Source organism: Taibaiella koreensis, assembly GCF_003545715.1.
GTDB classification, from domain to species: domain Bacteria; phylum Bacteroidota; class Bacteroidia; order Chitinophagales; family Chitinophagaceae; genus Taibaiella; species Taibaiella koreensis.
In genome coordinates this window covers 75,862-95,124 of sequence record NZ_QVNU01000012.1, presented here as the reverse complement: position 1 = coordinate 95,124, position 19,263 = coordinate 75,862, and the positions used below count along the sequence as shown (strand labels likewise).

The 19,263-nt window shown below is 50.5% G+C and carries 16 protein-coding genes and 1 tRNA gene; 5 read left to right on the top strand and 12 right to left on the bottom strand.

Features of this window, described 5'->3' with window-relative positions; all coding sequences use genetic code 11:
- Positions 1-197: 197 nt before the first annotated feature.
- A tRNA-Arg gene (locus tag DZK30_RS25405) sits at positions 198-269 on the bottom strand.
- 152 nt (positions 270-421) lie between these two features.
- Between DZK30_RS25405 and DZK30_RS25400 the strand changes: the two genes are divergently transcribed.
- The 3 genes from DZK30_RS25400 (at position 422) to DZK30_RS25390 (ending at position 3,005) form a co-directional block, all read left to right on the top strand.
- Positions 422-1,033, top strand: a complete 612-nt coding sequence (locus DZK30_RS25400) for a hypothetical protein (protein WP_118977012.1) — start codon at positions 422-424, stop codon at positions 1,031-1,033.
- Positions 1,034-1,208: 175 nt separating this feature from the next.
- Positions 1,209-1,577 (top strand): BlaI/MecI/CopY family transcriptional regulator, encoded by a 369-nt coding sequence (locus DZK30_RS25395; RefSeq protein WP_118977011.1) that lies wholly within the window; start codon positions 1,209-1,211, stop codon positions 1,575-1,577.
- 6 nt (positions 1,578-1,583) lie between these two features.
- Positions 1,584-3,005 carry a M56 family metallopeptidase gene (locus tag DZK30_RS25390; RefSeq protein ID WP_118977010.1) on the top strand — a complete coding sequence of 474 codons (1,422 nt, stop codon included), beginning with the start codon at positions 1,584-1,586 and terminating at the stop codon, positions 3,003-3,005.
- Positions 3,006-3,017: 12 nt separating this feature from the next.
- On the opposite strand, the gene DZK30_RS25385 is transcribed toward DZK30_RS25390, so the two are convergent.
- Positions 3,018-3,611, bottom strand: coding sequence for a GtrA family protein (locus tag DZK30_RS25385; protein WP_118977009.1), 594 nt, complete (start codon positions 3,609-3,611; stop codon positions 3,018-3,020).
- A 149-nt stretch (positions 3,612-3,760) separates the two neighbouring features.
- Here DZK30_RS25385 and DZK30_RS25380 point away from each other — a divergent pair, with 149 nt between their 5' ends.
- Entirely contained in the window at positions 3,761-4,528 is a 768-nt protein-coding gene (locus tag DZK30_RS25380) for a UbiA family prenyltransferase (protein ID WP_118977008.1), read from the top strand.
- A gap of 265 nt (positions 4,529-4,793) precedes the next feature.
- Here the strand turns inward: DZK30_RS25380 and DZK30_RS25375 are convergent, their stop codons facing one another.
- The 10 genes from DZK30_RS25375 to DZK30_RS25330 all read right to left on the bottom strand — a co-directional run bounded on the left by DZK30_RS25375 (position 4,794) and on the right by DZK30_RS25330 (position 17,297).
- Entirely contained in the window at positions 4,794-6,275 is a 1,482-nt protein-coding gene (locus DZK30_RS25375; RefSeq protein ID WP_118977007.1) for an amino acid permease, read from the bottom strand.
- Positions 6,276-6,500: 225 nt separating this feature from the next.
- Entirely contained in the window at positions 6,501-6,950 is a 450-nt protein-coding gene (locus DZK30_RS25370) for a hypothetical protein (protein WP_162903467.1), read from the bottom strand.
- A 263-nt stretch (positions 6,951-7,213) separates the two neighbouring features.
- Positions 7,214-9,235, bottom strand: coding sequence for a T9SS type A sorting domain-containing protein (locus DZK30_RS25365; RefSeq protein ID WP_118977005.1), 2,022 nt, complete (start codon positions 9,233-9,235; stop codon positions 7,214-7,216).
- A 225-nt stretch (positions 9,236-9,460) separates the two neighbouring features.
- The gene (locus tag DZK30_RS25360; protein WP_118977004.1) at positions 9,461-11,524 is read right to left on the bottom strand and encodes a T9SS type A sorting domain-containing protein; all 2,064 of its coding nucleotides are present in this window, start codon (positions 11,522-11,524) and stop codon (positions 9,461-9,463) included.
- Between the two features lie 101 nt (positions 11,525-11,625).
- A complete protein-coding gene (gene queG / locus DZK30_RS25355; protein WP_262706935.1) occupies positions 11,626-12,519 on the bottom strand; it encodes a tRNA epoxyqueuosine(34) reductase QueG in 894 nt (297 codons plus the stop codon).
- A 44-nt stretch (positions 12,520-12,563) separates the two neighbouring features.
- Positions 12,564-13,295, bottom strand: coding sequence for a DUF4919 domain-containing protein (locus tag DZK30_RS25350; RefSeq protein ID WP_118977002.1), 732 nt, complete (start codon positions 13,293-13,295; stop codon positions 12,564-12,566).
- Between the two features lie 21 nt (positions 13,296-13,316).
- On the bottom strand, positions 13,317-14,426 hold the full coding sequence (locus DZK30_RS25345) for an RluA family pseudouridine synthase (protein WP_118977001.1): 1,110 nt from the start codon (positions 14,424-14,426) through the stop codon (positions 13,317-13,319).
- 25 nt (positions 14,427-14,451) lie between these two features.
- A complete protein-coding gene (locus tag DZK30_RS25340) occupies positions 14,452-16,461 on the bottom strand; it encodes a putative porin (protein ID WP_118977000.1) in 2,010 nt (669 codons plus the stop codon).
- 141 nt (positions 16,462-16,602) lie between these two features.
- Positions 16,603-16,905: a hypothetical protein gene (locus DZK30_RS25335; protein WP_118976999.1), complete on the bottom strand. Its 303-nt coding sequence runs from the start codon at positions 16,903-16,905 to the stop codon at positions 16,603-16,605.
- Positions 16,906-17,066: 161 nt separating this feature from the next.
- The gene (locus DZK30_RS25330) at positions 17,067-17,297 is read right to left on the bottom strand and encodes a hypothetical protein (RefSeq protein WP_162903466.1); all 231 of its coding nucleotides are present in this window, start codon (positions 17,295-17,297) and stop codon (positions 17,067-17,069) included.
- A gap of 39 nt (positions 17,298-17,336) precedes the next feature.
- Between DZK30_RS25330 and dnaK the strand changes: the two genes are divergently transcribed.
- Positions 17,337-19,256 (top strand): molecular chaperone DnaK, encoded by a 1,920-nt coding sequence (dnaK, locus tag DZK30_RS25325; protein ID WP_240432994.1) that lies wholly within the window; start codon positions 17,337-17,339, stop codon positions 19,254-19,256.
- The last annotated feature ends 7 nt before the right edge of the window (positions 19,257-19,263 follow it).

Sequence of the window (19,263 nt, the reverse complement as noted above, 5' to 3'; positions counted from 1 at the left end):
GGGTAACCCTTCAGGCAGGGTCAGGCTAATTAACTCTAAATAGGGATTGGACAAAACGTTTGGATTTTAGACGCAAAGCAAGTCCTTTTTTTGAAATCCCCCAGATATTCCGCTTGATCCAATTTGTATACAGTAGCAAGGCAATGCAAAAAAGAAACCGGGAACATTCAAGTTAAGCTGAATGTTCCCGGTGGCTGTGGCCTCGTCAGGAATCGAACCTGAATCTGGAGCTTCGGAAACTCTTATACTATCCATTGTACTACGAGGCCGGTAGCAGGAAGTCCGCAAAGGTAAGGTTTCGTCTTTGACCAGCAAAAAATTTTTGTACCGGCATGTCCTTTCGGCCGATGTACTGTGGCGTCGGGCCGTTTTTATACTTAACTTCCGTATTAGGATTTCCCTTTTTAATAATCGAAGCGCTATGAACCTATTCCTCATCCGGATCGCCATTACAGCCATTGTAATGGCCAACGCTTTCCTGGCAACAGCCAGACCCAATGAAGAAGACAGCCGTATCAGAACAGGCGATACCACCCGCTTCCGGGGACATACGTTTTTATGGGCGCCCGAAGACAGGGATAGTCAGACGGTCGAAGATCCTGTAACCAGCGAAATAGTTTGGCTTATATCAAAGAGGGCTCCGGAAATTGATAAAATGGACGGCGATGAAGTGTACAGCAATAACTATGAAGCGCTCGAACCGGCGCGCTTTGGCAAAGACGCTGATGCTTTTTATGCCTATGTCATCGCGCAGTTCCGGCAGCGTTTTGCGCAGCTCCCCGATAGTCTCTACAGCTTGTATATCGACAACCTCGTGATCGATGAGCAAGGAAAGATCAGGTATTATGATATCAGCTGCATGATTGATCATAAAGACTATGATATCAACCAGGCTGGTCCTGCCTACAAACCTTATGGAGCGGCGCTTAGCCATATCATTGATACAAGTCCCGCCTGGTATCCCGCTACCCTGCGGCGCCGGCTGGTCAAAGTGCATCTGCGTGGCTTTTATGTCTTTTCCAAGTCTTCCTGAAGGCATCCCTGCAGGGGTTTTCTTCCCACAGAGATGCTGCAATAATTCCTTCCTTTTTTCGATAGGGAAAAAATTTTTTTAGAAAAAATTTTCCTGATTGACGCTTTTTATCGTTTTATAACGTAGTTTTACGTCAATAAGCTTATTTTAAAGTCAATTAACTAATTGAAACGTTATGCAAGCACTGACCAAAGCGGAAGAGCAGGTGATGCAGATCATCTGGGAACAGGAAAGATGCCTGGTCCGCGATATTATCGAAGCCCTGGGCGATCCCGATATACCGCATAGTACGGTATCCTCGGTTGTCCGTATCCTCGAAAAGAAGGGATTTGTAGGGCACAAAGCCTATGGCAAGACCCATGAGTATTTTGCTTTGATTGCTAAAGAAGACTACACCAAGAGCGGGTTAAAGCAATGGATCGGTAACTACTTTAATGGCTCGCCCAAACAGCTGGTATCCTTCCTGGTGGAAGAGAACCAGATCAATCTTAAAGATCTCAACCAGCTGATGAAGCAGCTGGAGCAACTCAAACCTAAAAAATAAACAGCCATGCAGACCTATCTCCTCAAAGCGACCCTCATATGGACGCTGCTGCTTGTCCTTTACGAGTTGCTCTACCGCAACCGTCCGGCATTTACGCTCAACCGGCTATACCTGTTATCGGCGCTGCTGGCCGGCGCCCTGTTTCCCTTGCTTCCGCTGACCTTGCCGGGCGCTGGCAGCGGTACGGGCAATTTGGCCGGCAATTTGTTGCGGCCGGTATACCCTTATGTATTGCCGGCAGTGGCAGCGCCACAAGCAAGGGTACAAGCCGGTATCAGCTGGCAGGCGGTGGTCTTCGGGATCTATATAGCCGGCGTACTGGCCATGGCGGTCGTCAGCCTGCGCGGGCTGGTGTATATCCTGCGGACAGCTATCTACGGCAGCTTTAAGCAAATGGAAGGCTTTCGCATTTTTCACAGCAACCGGCGGCCGCACGCCCCTTTTTCCTTTATGGGCTGGATCTTTATCGCCACGCCGGAACAGTATAGCCGGCAGGAGTTGCTCTTTGTGCTCCGGCATGAGGATGTGCACAACCGGCGTAAGCATTGGCTCGATGTATTGCTGATGCAGCTTGGTTGTACGCTGTTCTGGTTCCATCCACTGGTATGGCGCTATCGTCACCTGCTACGGCTGGTGCATGAATATGAGGCCGACCGTTTGGCCTCGGGCGACACCGCCTACGATTACGGACATTTTCTGCTGCAGCAGACCTTGTTGCAGGGAACGCCCGCGATCGCTCACTCATTTCATTTCTCACCCATAAAAAACAGGATCGCCATGTTAACACAACAAAGAAAAACACAAGCCTGGAAGTATAGCTTCTGGATCCCGGCCATATGCGCCGGCCTGCTGCTGGCCGCTAAGCCGGCCGACAACAACGAGCGCGTAAGAGTAGGGGACAAGACTCATTTCCGGGGCCATGACTTTTACTGGACACCAGAGGCGTTCGATAGTGTATTGGTAGAAGACCCCACTACTAAAGAAATGACCACTGTCCGTGTAAATCTGGGGCCAATGATTCACAAAATGGACCAGGATATCGTGTATAACAATGATGATGCGGCAATTGTTAAGGCGCGATTCAATAAGGATGGAAAAGAGCTTTTCAGCTATGCTGAAAACGCCTTCCGGAAGCAGTTTTCCGATATCCCGGATAGCATACGCTCCATTGCCGTAACCAATATTGTGATCGACGCAGAAGGGAAAATCCGCTATTACGACATACAAATCTCAGCCGATGGCCCCTTGTACGAAAATGTGAGGGGAAAGTCGCTGATCGCCGATTATACACGCGCGTTAGAGAAGATCATCGATGGAAGCCCTTCCTGGCAGCCGGCAACGGCAGGAGGTAAACATGTTAAGGTGCGTATACCGGGTGGCTTTAATGTTTACTTTAAGCCGTTCGGGGTAAGTCCGGTAAACCGGTAAAGGAGAGGCAGGTCAGGCCTTCTCTTCCTCGATGGCCGGTATGCCCATAATGGCCGGATCCTTCTTGGTGCGGAAAGAAATATGGCGCTGAAAAAAATAGCTGAACACCGCGAGAATAGCCGTGGTCAGTGTTTGTGATGGTGTGGCCCAAAAGCCGCACCATCCTGCAAAAAAGTGCAGCAGGTAATAATTGAGCACAATGTTGACGAACTGTAGCGTGGCATATCGGAACAGCTGTACTCTTCCTTTCAGATGCGACTCCTGGAAAACGACAAACTTCGACAGGAAGAAACCAACCGGGAAGCCTATCATAAAGGAGATAACGTAAGCGCCGATATAGCGGGTCATGGTAAGGCTTTCACCCAATGGCAGCACTTCTTCGCTTTTGCCATTAATGACCCGGGTCACGAGATAGGGCGGCAGGATGTAGTTATAGCCGATAAAGAACAGCAGAAGCCCGAGCACGGTCACACTACCGCCACAGGCAATATAGCGAAAAGTCTGGATCGGTATCCATCTGCTGAAGGGCGGATGGAAGAAATCGATCACTTTCAGGATAATATTCCGGGCAAAATTAAGTTTCCGGCTGTCTCTATAATGCTTCACAGGTCGGCAAAAGTAAGAAAAATGCTATACTTTTGACGGGCCTGCCCGCGATTAACCAGGGTTAAACAAAACGGCCATCCTTCTTGCCGGTATTAAAGTGGATATTATACACCAGCCTGTTTGCTGCATGTTGCGCAGTGGGGCTATGCATGGCGACCGAAAAGCTGCTGACCGGCGCTACGCCGGCCTTCTTTTCGGCTCTTCATGGTTTCGTAGCGGCCAATACACTGGCCATTTACAATATCCATTATTTTATTAAAGACCTTCCTGCGGGTGTTTCGGACCGTGCCGACTGGTCGGCGCAGCATCGCTGGGTCCATCCCCTGTTGATCCTGGCGGGTGGCTTGCTCTCTTTTATCTGCCTCTTCTTCCTGCCGTTAAAGGTTATCGCCGTCAGCATAGGGCTTGGCCTTTTGTCGCTGGGGTATTCGCTTCCGGTATTGCCGTTCCCGCAAAAAAAGCGGCTCAAGGATTGGGGTATCCTCAAGCTTATTTTGCTGTCGCTGGTATGGACCTGTGTTACGGTGCTGATGCCAATGTTCGGCTATGGCAAGAGTTTCCGGGCCTACGAAGTGGAGTTCCTTCTGCGCTTCGTATTGATGTTGCCGCTCTGCATCGCTTTCGACATCAGGGATATGGAAACCGACAAGGAGCACCGTATTTACACTTTGCCCAATGCTATAGGGCTGCAGGCAAGCTTCCGGCTTATGGATGCATGCCTTATCGTGTTCTGCGCGCTCGCGGTGTGGCAATACCTGCGTTATCCCATCGTGTCCCGGCTGGCCGGTGGCTTCGTGATCACCTTATGTACCAAAGCGATGCTCCTGCTTTCCCGCAAGGTGAATACCGATATATTTTACCTGCTGTGCATCGATGGCATGATGCTGCTGTATGCTGCTTTTATCCTGCTGGCCTGATCGCTCGTCCCTTCTGTGTTACCGCAAATGATAAAATGCCTTTAAGGCACTAAATATATTCCCTGCCGGAACACGATATACCGGACAGCAATTATGCCGGGGACTATTTCATAGGGAATACCGGGAACGACAAACCGGGTCAGCTATTGGTGCAACAGCTGTCAGGTATATTACCAGTGATCCGATGTGTTGCCCTTCGTATCATACAAACGAGCTGCTCCTGGAAGGAACAGCTCGTTCGTTTTTATAAAGAAACCAGGAACGATTATTTAAGCTTGTTCAATTTGCTTTTGTGGCGGCTGTATCCGAAATAGATGATAAAGCCCAGGAGCAGCCATACGATCAGGCGCAGCCAGTTTTCCCAACCCAGGCCAAAGATCATGAGGCCGCAGGCAATAATGCCCAGTATCGGCACCAGGGGTACCATCGGGGTACGGAACTGGCGAGGCAGATCGGGCGCGCTCTTGCGCAGGATGATCACTGCGGCACAAACCAGGATAAAGGCAAACAGTGTACCGATGCTGGTCATATGGCCTACAACACTGCCGGGAATGAAAGCGGCGAAAGCGCCCACCAGGATCAGGATCACGAGGTTGCCCAGATAAGGTGTTTTGAATTTGGGATGCACTTTCGAGAACACGGCGGGAAGCAGTCCGTCTTTGCTCATCGAGTAGAATACCCGGCTTTGCCCCAGCAGCATCACGAGGATCACGGAAGAGAAGCCGGCCAGGATGGCTACGGTGACCGACTTGCTCAACCAGCTATAGCCGGCGGGCATGCCCGCACGGATAGCGGCTACCACAGAGGCTTCTCCGCCTTTATTGGGATCGCGGAAAAACTCCAGCGGCACGAGGCCGGTGAGCACATGCGCAAAGAGAATATACAATACGGTACATACCAGCAGGGAGCCCATGATACCCATAGGCATTGCTTTCTTGGGATTTTTGGTTTCCTGTGCGGCGGTACTCACGGCGTCGAAGCCTATGAAGGCAAAGAATACGGTACCTGCGGCGCCTAGTATACCCATAATGCCGCCGAAATTATGACTGACACCTTCGTGGTCTATATACTTGGATGGCGGCGGTATATAAGGTACATGGTTGGAGGGATTGATATAGCCCCAGCCCAGCACGATGATCAGCACCACGATGGTCACCTTGACGATAACGATAAGGTTATTGACCAGGGCCGATTCGTGTATACCTTTAATGAGCAGCAGGCTGATGAGCGTAACGATACCCAGGGCCGGCAAGTTCATAATGCCGTGCACGCCCTCGGGGGAAACCTGGAAAGGACTATGGCACCACTGATAGGCAATGGGTTTCATATGGAGCACTTCGACCAGGAGGTTGTTCAGGTATTCGCTCCAGGCGATACCTACCGTGGCGGCGCCCACGGCATATTCCAGCACCAGGTCCCAGCCGATGATCCAGGCCAGCAGCTCGCCCTGTGTCGCATAGGTATAAGTATAAGCGCTGCCGGAGATGGGAATAGACGAGGAGAGCTCGGCATAGCACAGGCCGGCCAACGCACAACCAATAGCAGCCAATATAAACCCGATCGTAACGGAAGGGCCGGCACTCTGCGCAGCCGCAGCGGCCGTCTGGACAAATAAGCCGGCGCCGATAATGGCCCCTATACCCAAGGCGACCAATGCGCCGCCACTGAGGCTACGCTTCAGCCCTTTTTCACTGTCGGCCGCTTCCGCGAGTAAAAGATCAAGTGGTTTTCGTGTAAATAGACCCATCTAATATTGTTTAATTAGAGATTTAAGCTTCAAACCTAGTGCAAAAATGTCAAAAACACAATTGTATTGCCGCTAAAACGGAAACTGTTTTAAAATCAGGTCCAACCTGCTCTTGTCCGGATCGGTTATAATGAGCCTGTTGTGCTGATCGCGCTCCGGCCGCCAGGAAAAGTTCATGGGACCAATATATTCATACACCGCTATACTTATGCGGGCAAGAGCAGGTTATTCATAGGTCACTTTCCAATCAAGACTATCCAGCACATGCTTTGAAAAGCGCATCTTTTTCAGGTACAGGTTACTTTCGCATATTTCCGTCCAGCTTTTGGTCTTCAATGCCTCTTCGCTGATGAAAAATAGATAAACGGCTTCTTTACTACCCGGGATTTGTCTCTTCTCCAGCGTACCAAAGCCATGCAGGTAGGCTTTTCCATGGGGAAGGGCGCGGTATTCGGGAAAAACGATCGAATCCTTTCTTTTTCCCCGCTCATCAAACATGTGCGTATTGATCGTAAATGCCTTCATTGCGTATTCGGGCCTCATATAATCGGTATCCGAATACCGGGTATACACAACCGAATTTGAATTATTGTTAATGGTGATGAATCCTACCGGCGGATCGTATACACAGCCGCATATAGGGATAAGTACCAGGCAACTGCTCATTAATTTCATAAAAGTCATTCTGACTATGTCGATATAGGAAACATTGCGCAACATTGTTCCAATCGCGGTTGCTGAGCCTGTCGAAGCACCATTTATAATAGTCCTTTACCTTCGGTGAGAAAAGTTCGATAGGCCCAAGGACCGGTTTTGTTTCCTATATCGGGATAGTTATCAAAGTCATTTTCCGTTTATGTCTGCGGGGTAAAGATATAAAAGAAGCTGTCGCGGTTTAACCCGGACAGCTTTCTTTTGGATACTAACTATAAGTGGAATTACTTAGCGATCACTACTTTTTCCACCTTGCGGCTGTCGCCAACGTTATAGATCAAGGTATAAAGGCCTGCAGGCAATTGGCCTGTAGGGATAACAATCGCTTTGTCGCGGGTCTGACGTGTATAGACAGTCTGGCCCAGGGCATTCACCAGGCTTACCGTGGCTTCTTTAACATTGGTACCCGATACATTTATATGGATCTGGTCGCTGGCCGGGTTGGGGTATACAGACAAGCCGTAGCTCGCCGCCAGCTCATCGATACTGGTCACGCCGGCGCTGGCCACATAGAAGTACTGGGTATATTCGCAACCGAAGTCGTCATGCTGGCCCTGGTCGGCCAGGGTGCTGCCGGCATACACATAGCCTTTCATCGGCAGGCTCGCGCCACCCAGGTTTTTTACGATCAGTCCGCCCGGCTTGATCGGTCCGGGGTTTTGAGGTGTGCCATCATAAGGCCACCAATGGAAACCCATACAGAAAGGGGAGCTCAGGGTTATTTTATAGAAGCCGGCCGCGGGTAGGGCTACCGTGTCGTTATAGGTAGTATTGCAGGAAGCATCGTTGCGCTGACGAACGGTGTTACCCGCCATATCGGTTATCTTCCAGGTACCCTGCCAGGGGTTCTGTCCTATGTTGCCATTGCTGCCCAGGTCGCCGGTACGCAAGTTGATCACGATGTCGCCGGGCCATTTGGGCGCTGCAACAAAAGTAGAAGACAACGAATCGTTGGTCGCATCTTCGTCGGGCGATCCGTTCACGCCGATAATCTTCATGCGGAAACCGAAAGTGCCGGATGTACCGCTGTTGGACAGGTTGGTGAGGGTATTGAGCACCGGGAATACGACTTCGGTATCGGCCAGCGGCGCAAGCGTGCCATTCCAGGTATATTGCTGCTGTACAGAATCGGTTACGCAGTAGGAAAATGTAAGGGCGGTAATGGGAGTGCTGCCCGAGTTGTGTACCCTCACTTTGGGGGTATTGCTGTTGGGATTCTCACGGAAATGGTCGGGATATAGCGAGGGCGCTATAATATCTTCCAGGGAAGCGTCCCGTGTCTTATTGATCGCACCATAATAGATAACGGCCGCATGCGACTCATAGCCGCCATAGCCTTTTGTGGAGGGCAAGGCTGTATAATCGGCAAATTTGAGATTGATGTTGTAGCTGCTGCCTGCGGTGATGCCCGGCAGCTTATGCACGATGGGGCCAACCTGTGCACCGGGGCACCAGTTGGAGCGATCGTAGATCCAGGTACCACCCTGGGGATACAGTGGGTTCACACCACAATTGTCGCGCCACACTACTTTGTTGGCAATCGCTGTATTGTTGAGGTACAGATCGTAAGCATGGGTGTCAAATTCACAGCATTGGTTCAGCGTATCGCTGCCATGACCGGTTACCAGGAATTTGAGCTCGGCCGATACAGTACCGGCAGGCGCTGTCTTATTGAGTACAGGGAAGTGGCTGTTGATCGGGTTGGCGTTGTTGCCATAGTCAAAATACCCCTGGTATAGCTTATCGTAGCCTACTACGTTACGATCGGGCGTTCCTTCGATAAAGGCGAACCGGATATTGGCCGTGAAACCGCCGGAATAACCCGAGTAATGAATGCGGATGCTGGCGGAATTTTTCAGCAGCGAAGCATAATCGGTCACATCGAAAAGATAAGGCTGTTTCCAGGTGGCAGGAAAGCGCGACCAGCCGGTATTGGCAAAGGGGGTGATCAGGCGGCTCATCTCAACAGTATCGCCGGCAGGGGTCATTACATAGTTCAGCACAGTATAATCCCACTGGTGGCAGTATGTCGAACCGGGAGGGCAAGCATAAGAACCCAGGGTGAATTCCATCAATACTTTACGATAGCTAAGGCTGCCATCGGGAAAAGTGACCGTAGTGTCAAAGTTGTTGAAATAATCGAGTCGCACATCGTTGGCCTGAACCCAGGTGGTATCACCCGGATTGGCCTGTGCAACGCCCAGCACAGCAAAAAACGCGATAAGGCTTGTGTAAAATCTTTTCATGAAATGCTATTAAAAAACAAGAACGTCCTCCTGGACAAATAAATAAAAAGTTAAAAGCAAAGATGAGACAAATGCATAAAACGGCGTACTACATGATCATGTCATATAATATGCCGTTGTACTATGATGATGAGCGGCAAAAAGGCTGCCGTTTGCTGGGTCTTGCTGGTTGCTGGTCTTCAGCTTAAGCGGCCGCTGCCAGTAGCGGGGACCGCCCGGGTTTGATCAGCGTGTCACAAGTTTACGGACCGTAGCCGCTTTACCCGATGTTATTTTTAAGGTATACATACCCCTAGCCCTCGATTTAAGATCCAGCGCATACACACCGCCTTCTCCTTTAAGCTGTGCCTGCAGAACAACCGTGCCCCTTATGTCCTGTACTTCCAGCTGTGCTCCGGTATTGCCCGGTATATGATAGCTGATCGCAAACAAGCCATCGGGCGACGGATTGGGATAAACGTCTATATCGGCATTCAGCTGCTGTACCGTGCCGGCAGATACCGTTTCGTTGCTGGTGCTGAACTGGTAAACAATTTTGGTGCCGAAGTCGGCTTTCTGGATAGCGCCTTTGCCCTGGTTATAAGTGCCCGAAAAATTAAGCAGACTGGCATTGGAATGGTAATCCTTTAGCTGCAGGCTGCCATCGTCGTTATCGAGGTATTGAAGATATTGGGGGTATTGTTGTGCCAAAGCATCCCAGAACCAGAACGTAAGTCCGTCTTTATTCTGATCAATGCCCCCTGCCAGTGGTGTGCCCTCGTCTGAGAACTCTAAAATATAGCAGGTGTTTTTTGCCAATACCACTGTATCGCGATATAGGGTAGTAGCCAGCGGGAAATCGTTGATACCCTTTTGGTGTACCACCTGGCCGGTTTGGGCTTCTATGAATTTGTAGCTGTTCTCCTGGTTGGCTTTGGTGTTTTTAAATTCCACGATAAAAGCATGCGGCTGCACATCTGTTTTTTTGATCAGGCTGCTGGCGCTGTTATCCAGGGTGTACTCGTCGGTACCGCCGTTGGGCAGCTTCAGGGTCACTTCAAATACCGCATCGCCCTGGAGCAGGTATTGAACGGCATTGGTAAGGGTAACGATTTCCGACTGGCCAAAGGCAAGATTTCCGGTCCACTGAAAGGTGGCTTTGGCTTGGCCGGCCAGGCCGTATTCGATGGCCAGCGAAGTGAGCGCCCGGGCGCCGTTATTCCTTATTTTAATGATGGGCTGGCCACATATGGGGTTCATCCGCTTTTGTTCCAGGTCGGTGCTGGGTGCAATAATGCGCTCTATGCCCGCGTCGACTTGGGCATGAGGGGCGCCATATTCGAACAGGTATGTGGTAAAGAACATATTGCCGAAATCTGCCGTAGCAGTATAAGGTTCCATATCGATATCGATGCTGTGGTTGCTACCGCCGGTAAGTTCACCTATTTCTACCCAGTCGGGATCGACAAAAGCGCCGGGGCACCAGTTGGCGCGGTCCAGCAGCCAGGTGCCGGCCTGTGGATAAAGCGAGTTGAAGCCGCATTCGCGCCATACCAGGCGCGTATTCACCGTTTGGTTGTCCCATTTGACCATTCTATTCTTGGCGCAGAACTCGCCGCATTGGTCGGCATCATCACTGCCATGGCCCGATTGCATGATCCAAAGCCGGGCGCTGGCCGTACCGGGCGCCAGTGTAAGGTTGCGGGCATTGAGCTTGTCTTCAATGGGAGCAGCCGCGTCGCCGTAGCGGAAAGAACCGTTCCATAAAGTATCCATACGGACAAAATCGCGGATGGCCGGACCTTCTATTACATAATATTGCAGATTAATGAGCCAGCCCCTGTCGTTTTGGGCTTCATAGCCTGTATGCTTATAGATGAGCTCCACGGAATCGTGCAGCAGGTAGCCCCAGTCCGTAACATCGATCCACCAGCCATGCTCCCAGTTGTTGGTGGCCGTGGTTTTCCAATAGTTGCCATAAGGCGTTATAAAACGGCCCAGCTCGTAACCCAGCGAATCGCCTGCCATACCCCCGGTTTTCCCGATAAAAATATGATTGAGGTAATCCCACTCGCCGCAGTTAAGGTTGGGAGGACATTTAAGCGAGAGATGCGCATAAATCTTACGGTAAGGCGTGCTTGCCGGCGGGAATACCGACCAGGCAGGATAAAGGGTTTGTCCTACGGAAGGATCGGTTTGAATAATGACATCGTTATGACCTTGTACAATGGTTGTATCGCCATTGGCCGCGTGAACAGAGGGCAATAGGCCGGCTACGCATAGGCAAAGTAGGATGTAGATTTTTTTCATGAGTTGTTTTTTTGCAAATGCACGCCATGCAAATACAAGACGACGCGCTTAGGCAAATATAAACTTTAATACATGAAAAATGAATACATGAGCATGTAATATTACTCCGGGGCAAGAAACCGGAGATTGCGCTGTATGCCTTTCCACTTGCTGCGCTTCAGCGGGGAATGCTTGAGTAATGTGCGGAAAGTGTCTTCGTCCATGGCCTCCCATTCGGCGGTGCTCAGGTTCAGCAGTTGAGGGATAGGCAGCAATTCCTCCTGTTGGTGCGGACGGGCAAAGCGGTTCCAGGGGCATACGTCCTGGCAAATGTCGCAACCGAACATCCAGCCCTCCATTTTATCCCTGAACTCCGGCGCAATCAGCTCTTCCTTGAGCTCTATGGTAAGGTAGGAAATGCACCGGCTGCCATCGACTACCGACGGCGATACGATGGCACCGGTAGGGCAGGCATCGATGCAGCGCCGGCAACTGCCGCAGTAATCCTTGGCAAAGGGATCGTCGTATTCCAGCTCCAGGTCGGTTATCAGCGTGGCGATGAAAAAATAGGAACCCGCCTGCTTATGGATCAGGTTACCGTTTTTGGCCACCCAGCCCAGGCCGCTGTTCACTGCCCAGCTTCTTTCCAGCACAGGAGCGCTGTCAACGAAGCCCCGTCCATCGATATCGCCCAATGCCTCGCGCAACAGGAACAGGAATTCATTCATTTTGGCCCTGATCACCTCATGGTAGTCTTTGCCATAGGCATATTTAGCGATCTTGGGTGTGTCGGTTTGCTGCTGCTCTTCTGGAAAATAGTTTAATAGAACGGTGATAACAGATTTAGCACCAGGTACTAACTTGGTTGGGTCTATCCTGAGATCAAAATGGCGCTCCATATAACCCATATGGCCCTGGTAATCTTTCATCAGCCATTGCTCCAGCCGGCGGGCATCCTCATCGAGCTGCCGGGCACGCGCAATGCCGCAGTAGTCAAATCCGAGACGGCTACTGATCTGCTTTACAAGGGCGGTATGCTGGCTAAGGATGGAAATGGCGTTTATTTTTTAGAGCGGGGCTTTTCGGGAGGGGGCGGTATTTTCCCTTCCAGCAATTGGCGCATGGTAATGAATGAGATCTCAATATTAAAATAGAGGGCCGGGATTTTGGGTTCCTGCTCCTGCGCCGCCGTGTCCAGATGAATCTTGTCGGTATGGCCGGTTTCCGGCGTCAGCAAGGTTTGTCCCGCAGATGCAAAACCAGCCTCACGCACCACATCATATTCGTCGGGTATCCGGGTGACCACAAATGCCGTTGGCACTGTAGTGCCGTCGCCGCTGGACTGTATCGCCTTGAGTAATCCGTAATACCGGCGGGCAAAAAGCTGCGCCGAATCCCTGATGCCCAGCTCATGATAACAGACCAGCATATTGTAGCTCATCCGTATGTTGACGGGGTCCTCACGCAACACGGCCAGTCCGGGCGATAAGGCTTCCCTGAACTGCTGCTTTTCGAAATAGCCGTCGAAATCTGTATGCCGCCCGCCGATATCGCTAAGATTACGAAGGCTGCCATTGGGTTGCAAGGCAGCACCGTAATAGAGGTAACGAAGCTCCTGTACACTTAAAGTATCCCCTTTTAAGAAATTGTTTACCAATGTATCGTAAAAGAAAGGGGAAGAGGGATCGCTGGTCTCTTTTTTAACCTCATCAAAGTCGACCGTTAGTATTTTTTGCCCCTGGGCCAGGCAGGCCCAGGATAGCAGCAAAAACAGAACGAGTATCTTTTTCATGAGGGAAAAGGTAATTGCTGTCTAAAGATACGACATTTGGCCCTGAGCGCCGATGTAGCGCCGCCACCGGTCGATCACTTGCTGCATATCGTCGGGTACCGGCGATTCGAAAAGCATCTTTTCCCTGGTGCGGGGATGAACAAAGCCCAGCTCCCGGGCATGCAACGCCTGGCGGGGCAATATTTTAAAGCAATTTTCGACAAATTGCTTGTATTTGGCATGAATGGTCCCCTTGGCGATCCGGTCGCCGCCATAAGTCGCATCGTTAAACAGCGGATGACCGATAAGGCGGGTATGCACCCTGATCTGGTGCGTTCTGCCGGTCTCCAGGCGGAATTCAAGCAAGCTCACATAGTGGAAGCGTTCCAGTACTTTGTAGTGGGTCACCGCATGCTTACCGTGGTCGCCATCGGGAAAGGCATCCATCTTCTTTCGGAAACGTAAGTTGCGGCCTATATGGGCTGTTATGGTGCCTTCATCTTCCGTGAAGTCGCCCCAGGCCAGGGCCACATAGCGCCGGTGCACGGTGTGCTTTTTAAATTGCGCTGCGAGATCCTGCATCGCAATTTCACTTTTACCAATTAGTAATAAACCACTGGTATCCTTATCAATACGATGTACAAGCCCAACCCGGGGAAGATCAATGATCCGGGACTTGTCATCCGCAGGGTTGAGGTACCAGGCAATGCCGTTCACCAGGGTGCCCGTATAATTTCCGCTACCGGGGTGTACGACCAGCCCCGGTGGCTTATCGATCACCATAAGGTCCTCATCTTCATAAACGATCTTCAGGGGCATTTCCTCGGGTATAATATCGGTAGGTATCGTTTCCCGGTTGTCGTAGATCACGATCTCTTCGTTCGGTCTTACCTTATGGTTCGATTTGATCTTTTCGCCGTTCACCAATACCATCCCATCATCGATAGCCTGCTGGATCTTGTTGCGTGTGGCGCCTTCGATCCGGTTCATCAGGTATTTATCGATGCGTATAGGCTCCTGTTTGCCGCTGAGCTGGATACGCATTTTTTCAACGGGTAGCCTGGAGTCCGGTTCGCCGGACTCTTCTGCGCTCTCCTCATCGGCGTCCCATTCCTCTTCCTGCGGTAAATCTTGCTCTTCGGTTTCGGTCATTATTTTGTTATCTTACTGATTGTTATTAATTTATTAATATCCATGTAAAGCCAAATCTAAACATGGCATTGGGTGCCGGGTATACAGCGCCAGGTGTGTCGCCCACAGCCTGGATCACATTGGTTGTAAAAAACTGCTGCAGCTGCTCGGCCAGAACAAAGGCTCTGAAGCTCTTGATCTTAAAATTGAAATAGGCGCTACATTCGGGTGCATTGCTAGGTTTATAGTCTTTTTGGTAGAAAAATTGATTGAAGTAAGGTGTATAACCATCTACATAATAAGGCGTATGGTATTTTACTTCTAGCCCCATAGCGACGTATAGGGCTTTCCGGAACATGGCTGTTTCAATGCCCAGCTTGTGGCGCAGCAACAGGGCCGGTATATTGACCGGTGCATTTCCCGTGGGCTGTTGCCAGGCCACCTCGTTGTCCAGGGTAAAGGCGCCGAGCCGGAACAGCTTCCGTCCAAAGATCTGCAAGACAGAGAAGGGCTCGCTCTGTTGTTTTGTGTTTAGATCGGAGTCAAAATATATATAGTTGGTTATCAGGTTGTTTTTTACTCCTAATTCAAGTTGAATACTTTCAAGACCTACTGTAGCCCAGAGCTGGGTTGTGCTTGTTTTGTCAAAGCTGAAGGTGCGGTTGTAAAAATTGGTCCGGAAGCTGGTGTAGGCATAAGGTGCATTGCTAAGGTTCTGCCGGAAACCGCCTGAGAACATGCCCCATTTGCCCAGGTCCTTGCCTACAGAGGCCTTGATGTCAAAATTACCTGTGGCATCGCCGGTAAAAAATAGCGTCGCTGCTGCGAGATAATTCCATTGCCCTGCTGTAAAGGCTTCTTTCTTTAGCTCACCAAAAAGATAATTGCCAACGCTGGACTGCTGGTCGGAGCCGCTAACGTATTGCGTACTGAAGCGATCGATACGATTACCGATGCCGGCCTCCAGCTGTACCAATTCTTTCCTCTTACCTATGAAACCATTTAAGCTAAACTTATTATCTACATAAAACCAGTTCTGTATGCCTACTACAGTATCTATTCCGGTAAAGCCAAAGCTATCAATAAACCGGTAGCGTTGGGTACCGGGCGCCATGTCTTTAAAAATGTGGCGTTCCGAATGGATCTGGAGCTGATGCTTAATCCGGAAACGTGGGGTGAACTGCAGGCTCATACCCGTAGAGTCTTTGGTGTACAGCGTATCGGTTTTGCCAAAGGAATAATTATTCTGGATATAAAAATCCATCTTCCGCAGCACATTAGTGACAGCGGAATTCTGGGAACCGGCAACGATACCGGGCAGATTGACGTCGATCAGCTGGCGATCGCCAAAAGAAGAAGAGTCAAGAAAGCGGACATTAGGAATCCCGCCATTCTCATTTTGCTTGTTACGGTTATATACCAGTCCCGCGGCGACGTAGTAGCGTTGATTTTTGCTGGTATAGTTGGTGCTGAAGCTGCCGGCTATACCATTGGCTTTCTGACGCTTGTAAAATCCCTGGGCACTCTGGTAGTGGAGCCGGCCGGCAATATTCCATCCGGGGCTTATGTTTTGGGTATGGAGTATCTCCACATTTTGTTCGTTCTTGCTGCCCAACATGAAGGAGAAGGCGGAATACGGGCGTGTAGTATTAAAAAACTGAAGGCTGTCGAGTGTAAACTGGTATACATCATAAATATGATAGCCGAGGCTAAGGCCCATAGGGATATCGGGGGTAAAAAAGGGATCGCGCGCTGCGGTTCCGTAGTTGCCCAGGTCTTTGATCCACCAGGGCTGCCGCGGCTGGTAACGGTGAAAGCTGCCCAGCAAAGTATCTGGGTAATGGGTCACTGCCGAATTCAGGTAGTTGTAATAAATACGGGCATGCTCTTCCTTCCAGTCGCTTTGTTTGAAAGTGCTGCTGTCTTTCCCTTTATTGAACATACTGGCCTGCTGGGCCGCCGGGTCAAGATTGGAGTTCATTACCTGGGCGCCGGCCCAAAGGCCCGGCAGCAACAGGAGCAGCAGGAGTGGATAAAAAATAAATCGGGAGCTCAAAATTCCGGAAGTTGTGCTTTTAAACGGGCAAATTTAAGATAAGTCGTCGTGATTTATTGTTTTATCCGCCAGATGGCTTTATGTTTTCAGTTGTTGCCATCAAAGCGCCTGTGATCCGGAGCTTGCTCATCGTTTCGCTGCTTAGCGAAAAACGACATATAGGGGTACGAGACTGATCAAAGCAGCCCACAACAGGCTGAGCATCGTGCGCCGTCGTCCTCCCGGGTAAATATATAACGCCAGCTCGTGCAGGCCTATCTGCGGTGCCAGCAACAGGACAAAGTATAATATAAAAGCGATCCAGTTGCCGGGATTGCCCATCCAACGGAAATCATAATAGCCTTCGTCGCTATAGAACAGATAACTGGTCAGAGCCAGTGTTGCGGTGCCGAGCAGGAGCCGGCCAGGAAGTTTGTAGGCACGGCGCAGAGAAAGTGTAGACATGGTCGATGTGATTTTTATGTAACCGGCTATCCGGTATCGGAAACATTAGTCGCCTTTGCCGGTAATGGCTACCGGCCTCGTCGAAGCGCCATATATAGCTGTCCTTTCGACATGCCCAAGCGCCAGGAACGGTTTTGTTTTCTATACCAGGATAATCGCTTTTACTTAACGCCCGATAGGGTTTTGTAGTATGGCATATCGCCCTCCGCCAACGTGTTCCTGCCGGAAATGGCATTTTGCCCCTGCAAAAAGGCATGATCTTTTTGCAGGACGGCCTCATTTTGACCGTAGACTGTTGCAGCCCTACCATTCTTTGTCACGGAAACTGACAATGTTTCATTTCCGGGCGGAATGGCATATAAGTTGACAGATAAAATAATAGCAAAAAACAAGAACCGGGTATTGCAGATATGCCCTTTAATCACATAATTATGAGCAAAATAATAGGAATAGACTTAGGAACCACGAACTCCTGCGTTGCCGTAATGGAAGGTAACGAGCCAGTAGTAATTGCCAACGATGAAGGTCGCCGTACCACGCCCTCTATCGTGGCTTTCCTGAACAATGGCGAACGTAAAGTAGGCGACCCGGCCAAGCGTCAGGCGATCACCAACCCTACCAAGACCATTATGTCCATTAAACGTTATATGGGCCGCCGCTTTGATGAAGTAAGCGACGAGATGACCCATAACGCTTACAAAGTAGTCAAAGGGGATAACAATACCACCCGCGTGGATATCGATGGCCGCCTGTATACCCCACAGGAAATTTCGGCTATGGTGCTTCAGAAAATGAAGAAAACTGCGGAAGATTTCCTGGGCCAGGAAGTGAAAGAAGCCGTGATCACCGTACCGGCTTACTTTAACGACGCCCAGCGTCAGGCAACCAAAGAAGCCGGTGAGATCGCCGGTCTTAATGTGCGCCGTATTATCAACGAACCTACCGCAGCAGCCCTGGCTTATGGCCTGGACAAGCAGCATAAAGATAGCAAAGTAGCCGTATTTGACCTTGGTGGCGGTACCTTCGACGTATCGATCCTGGAACTGGGCGATGGCGTGTTCGAGGTAAAATCGACCAACGGCGATACGCACCTGGGTGGCGACGACTTTGATAAAGTGATCATGGACTGGCTCGCCGAAGAGTTCCGGAAAGATATGCCGACCATGGACCTGCACAAAGATCCTATGGCATGGCAGCGTTTGAAAGAAGCTGCTGAAAAAGCGAAGATCGAACTGTCTTCTTCACAGGAAACCGAGATCAACCTGCCTTATATTACAGCGGTGGATGGCGTGCCCCAGCACCTGGTGCGCAAACTGAGCCGCGCAAAATTCGAGCAGCTGTCCGACAGCCTGGTTGAGCGTACATTAGAACCTTGCCGCAAGGCCTTGAAGGATGCCGGTATGAGCACTTCCGATATCGACGAAGTGATCCTGGTGGGCGGTTCTACCCGTATCCCCAAGATCCAGGAAGTAGTGGAGAAATTCTTTGGCAAAAAGCCCAACAGGAGTGTGAATCCTGATGAAGTGGTAGCCATCGGCGCTGCAATACAGGGTGGCGTGCTGACCGGCGACGTAAAAGACGTATTGTTGCTCGACGTAACACCACTGTCGCTGGGTATCGAAACCTACGGCGGCGTAATGACCAAGTTGATCGAATCCAACACCACCATTCCTACCAAGAAGAGCGAGACCTTCTCCACTGCCAGCGACAATCAACCGAGCGTTGAGATCAATGTGCTGCAAGGTGAGCGTCCTATGGCCAACCAGAACAAGTCGCTGGGTCGCTTTATCCTTGATGGTATACCGCCGGCGCCCCGTGGCGTGCCCCAGGTAGAGGTAATCTTCGACATCGACGCCAATGGTATCCTGAGCGTAACGGCCAAAGATAAAGGTACCGGTAAGCAGCAGAATATCCGTATTGAAGCAGGTAGCGGTCTGAGCAAGGACGAGATCGAAAAGATGAAGAACGAAGCCAAGGCCAACGAAGAGACCGATAAGAAAGTGCGTGAGCAGGTAGAGAAGATGAATATGGCCGATGGCCTGATCTTCAATACTGAAAAGCAGTTGAAGGAATACGGCGATAAGATCCCTGCCGACAAAAAAGGAACCATCGAAAACGCTCTGAACAACCTGAAAGAAGCGCACAAGAACCAGAACCACGATGCGCTGGATAAGGCTATGGAAGAGTTGAACACTGCATGGAGCGCTGCCAGCGAAGAGATATACAAAGCCGGCCAGGAAGCGGGTGGTGCACAGCCCGGCGCCGATGCCGGACAGCAGCAGCAAAGCCAGGGTAGTAATGCAGAGCAGGGCGATAACATTGCTGACGCAGATTATGAAGAAGTAAAATAAGCTACCT